The sequence below is a fragment of the Pyxidicoccus fallax genome, from assembly GCF_012933655.1.
GTDB classification, from domain to species: domain Bacteria; phylum Myxococcota; class Myxococcia; order Myxococcales; family Myxococcaceae; genus Myxococcus; species Myxococcus fallax.
Genome location: NZ_JABBJJ010000602.1, coordinates 1 through 3,568, shown reverse-complemented (window position 1 = coordinate 3,568; position 3,568 = coordinate 1). Strand labels below are relative to the sequence as shown.

General features: G+C 70.1%; 4 protein-coding genes. 1 reads left to right on the top strand and 3 read right to left on the bottom strand.

Annotated elements, in window-relative coordinates; translation table 11 throughout:
* Together HG543_RS52365 and HG543_RS52360 are read right to left on the bottom strand one after the other, a co-directional pair.
* The coding region (locus HG543_RS52365) for a GYF domain-containing protein (protein ID WP_343073662.1) at positions 1 to 604 on the bottom strand (604 nt) is incomplete at its 3' end.
* Between the two features lie 16 nt (positions 605 to 620).
* Entirely contained in the window at positions 621 to 995 is a 375-nt protein-coding gene (locus HG543_RS52360) for a response regulator (protein WP_169352473.1), read from the bottom strand.
* A gap of 82 nt (positions 996 to 1,077) precedes the next feature.
* Here HG543_RS52360 and HG543_RS52355 point away from each other — a divergent pair, with 82 nt between their 5' ends.
* Complete coding sequence (locus HG543_RS52355) at positions 1,078 to 2,472, top strand: M20/M25/M40 family metallo-hydrolase (RefSeq protein WP_169352472.1); 1,395 nt, start codon at positions 1,078 to 1,080, stop codon at positions 2,470 to 2,472.
* A 21-nt stretch (positions 2,473 to 2,493) separates the two neighbouring features.
* Here the strand turns inward: HG543_RS52355 and HG543_RS52350 are convergent, their stop codons facing one another.
* Positions 2,494 to 3,447, bottom strand: a complete 954-nt coding sequence (locus HG543_RS52350; RefSeq protein WP_343073661.1) for an alpha/beta hydrolase family protein — start codon at positions 3,445 to 3,447, stop codon at positions 2,494 to 2,496.
* Positions 3,448 to 3,568 lie beyond the last annotated feature (121 nt).

Sequence of the window (3,568 nt, the reverse complement as noted above, 5' to 3'; positions counted from 1 at the left end):
CCACCGGCGGCGGGCGGGGCGGCATGGCGGGCGCGGCGGCCACGGGCGTGACGGGGACCGCCACCGGCGCCGGGGGCGGCGCGGCCGGCAGCGGGCCATTCATGTCCAGCCGCGGCGGGGCCGGGCGGGGCTGCTGCTGCGCACCCTGCATGTAGAGGGCTTCCGCCTCGCGCATGCGGCGCGAGAGGAAGTCGAAGATTTCCGCGGAGACCTTGCGCAGCTCCGGGTGCGTGTCCGGGGTCATGTGGTCCGGCGTGAAGCGCTTGGCCATGCGGAAGTAGGCCAGCCGCAGCTCGTCGAGACTCGCGTGGGGTTTGATTCCGAAGATTTCGTGGGCGGACAGGTTCTGCAGGCCGCGCAGCTGCGTCCGCAGGCGCTCGGCCTGCTGCTGCTCCACGGACTGCGTGGGACGCGCGGTGGTGAACAAGTCCCGCAGCTCGGGCATCTCCTGGAGGGCCACCCATTGGGTGCCATCCCGTGAGGCCCGTACCGCTGCCTTCAGCCGCCCGGAGGCGATGAGCTCTCTCAGGGCCTGGAGGGCCAGGGGGCCCAGCACGCGTCCGAGGTTGTCCGCAACCCAATAACCCACAGCAGGAGACGACACGCAGACACCCCGTGAATCAGTGAGCCAGCGCCTGGCGCACGGCCGAGGCGATTTCCAGCGGGTGGAAGGGCTTGCCCACGAAGCCCACGGCGCCCGCGGCCATGGCCTGCTCCACCACCGGCTCGGCGTCCATGCTGCTGATGACCAGCACGCGCGTCGTCGGGGACACCGACTTGATGGCGCCCAGCACCTCCAGGCCGCTCTTCTTCGGCATGAACAGGTCCAGGAACATCACCGCGGGCTTCTCGCGAGCGGCCACCGCGAGCCCCTCCTCGCCATCCGCGGCCTCGAGCAGACGCAGCTCGATGCCCGTTTCGGCGATGACGTCCTTGAGGATGCGGCGCACGAAGCTGTCGTCGTCCACGAGCAGCAGGGTCGGGGTCTCAGGCATGGCGCCGCATGATACGCGGACCTCGAAACATCCGCGCGGGGGACTTGGCGCGCCTGCCTGCCTTTTGGGTTATGGGGGGCCCATGTCCACCGATAAGGCACTCTTCCACTTCGAGTCCCGGAAGCAGACGTACCTCGAGGACCTGAAAGCCCTCGTCCGGATTCCCAGCGTCTCCTTCCCCGGGTTCGATCCGACACACGTCCGCCGGGGCGCCGAGGCCACCGCGAAGCTGCTGAAGGACCGTGGGTTTGAAAACGTGCAGCTTCTCGAAATCGAGGGCGCCCATCCCTACGTCTACGGGGAGGTGCTCAAGGCGCCGGGCAAGCCCACGCTGCTGCTGTACGCGCACCATGACGTGCAGCCCGCGGGAGACGCGTCAGCCTGGAAGAGCCCGCCTTTCGAGCCCCAGGAGCGGGACGGGCGGCTGTACGGGCGGGGCACGGCGGACGACAAGGCCGGCATCGTGGTGCACACCTCGGCGGTGGAGGCGTGGCTGAAGGGGGCGGGCAGCCTGCCGCTCAACGTGAAGGTCATCATCGAGGGCGAGGAGGAGATTGGCAGCAACCACCTGACGGCCTTCCTGCAGAAGCATGCGGCGCTCCTGAAGGCGGACGCCATCGTCCTCACGGACACGACGAACTTCGACACGGGGCTGCCGTCCATCACCACCGCGCTGCGGGGGCTCGTCACGGTGGACGTGGAGGTGCGGGCGCTGAAGCAGGCGGTGCACTCGGGCATGTGGGGCGGGCCGGTGCCGGACCCCGTCATGGCGCTGTGCCGGATGCTGGCCACGCTGACGCACCCGGACGGCTCCATCGCCATCGAGGGCATCCAGGAGCGGGTGCGGCCCCTGACGGCGGCGGAGCGCGCGAGCATCCAGTCACTGCCGGGGGACGAGGCGTACTTCCGCGAGCAGGTGGGCCTGCTCCCGGGCGTGCAGGTGCTGGGCGGCGGGCAGCACCCGTTCGAGATGAACTGGCGGCAGCCGAGCATCGCCATCAACGCCATCCAGGCCAGCAGCCGCAAGGACGCGCGCAACATCATCTGCGACTCGGCGTGGGCGCGCGTGGGCATCCGCATCGTCCCGGACCTGGAGCCGCGCGACGTGGAGCAGCGGCTCAAGGACCACCTGCGCAAGGTGTGCCCGTGGGGGCTGGAGCTGCGCTTCCACACGGAGGGCGCATCCGGCTGGTGGTACACGGACCCGTCGCATCCCGCGTTCCAGGCGGCGTTCCGCGCGCTGGAGAAGGGCTACGGCGGCAAGGCGGTGGCCATCGGCTGCGGGGCGTCCATTCCCTTCGTGGAGCCCTTCGCGCGCGAATTGGGCGGCGTGCCCGCGCTGCTCATCGGCGTGGAGGACCCGTACACGTACGCCCACTCGGAGAACGAGAGCCTGCACCTGGGCGACTGGGAGAAGTCCATCCGCAGCGCCATCCACCTCTACGAGGAGCTGGCCACCACCTTGAGTGGCCGCTGAGCGCGGCCACGATGGATGCGCTCAGCGGCAGAAGGCGAGCTCGGGGTACAGCGGCGAGGGCGTGTCCAGCAGTGGCCGCTGCTTTCCGAGCAGGTGCTGGTCGAAGAACGCGTGGACGTAGGCCCGGGTGATGGCCTGGGTGCGCTCCCCGGGGGTGCTCGCGCCGATGTCGATGCCGAGCTGGTCCATGACCAGCCCGACGTCGGTGAACGACGCGTGCACCGTGCCCGCCACCTCGAGCCAGCGCTTCCACCCGGTCAGCTGCTGCCAGTCCCGTTCCCAGCTCGTGTTCACGCCGGGCTGGCACAGGGTGGGCGTGAGCTGGTGGCTCAGGAACATGAATGGCCGGGACAGCCCGGGGGCGAGGAGCGGGGTGTCCGTGTCGCCGTCGATGTCGATTCCGGCCCGGATGCGGGGCTCGTTGACCATGGCGGGAAGGGTGCTCGCGCCACCCACGGAGTGGCCGGCCATTCCGATGCGGGACGAATCGATGAGGTACGCGCCACGCCACTTCGGGCGCGGCCCGGTCAGGGCGTCCAGCACGAATGACACGTCGGCCGCCCGGCCCTGCTCCAGCTTCTGCCAGAACGCCGGGTCGTGCGGGAGGTCGCACGAGGCACACCCGGTGACGTGCCCGTCGGGGAAGCTGGTGGCGAGGGTCTCGTAGGTGTGGTCGACCACCGCCACGACGTAGCCGTGGCTCGCCAGGTCCTCGGCCAGTGAGCTGAGCGTGGCACGGGGCTTTTTGTAGCCCGGCGACAGCACGACCAGCGGCAGGCTGTGCGCGTGACCGGCTGGCCACGCATCGCGGACGGAGTGGGTCCGCGTCGTGCTCAGCAGCTCGGGGGGCACGTCGGGGATGCCACTGTCCTCGATCAGTGCCGCCGACTCCGCCGGGGTCATGTACCGCGCCGTCGGACCGTACGCCCAGAGCGCCGGGTAGAAGAGGGAGACCATCAACTCCCGGTAGTTCACCGATGGCACCCACGGGTCGGGGCGCGAGGTGTCCTTCAGGTCTCGTAGGTGTGGTCGACCACCGCCACGACGTAGCCGTGGCTCGCCAGGTCCTCGGCCAGTGAGCTGAGCGTGGCACGGG

What these genes read in the sequence shown, in the direction of transcription:
- HG543_RS52355 (WP_169352472.1), top strand. Translation starts at nt 1,078, where the DNA reads ATGTCCACCGATAAGGCACTCTTCCACTTCGAGTCCCGGAAGCAGACG.
- HG543_RS52360 (WP_169352473.1), bottom strand. Translation starts at nt 995, where the DNA reads ATGCCTGAGACCCCGACCCTGCTGCTCGTGGACGACGACAGCTTCGTG.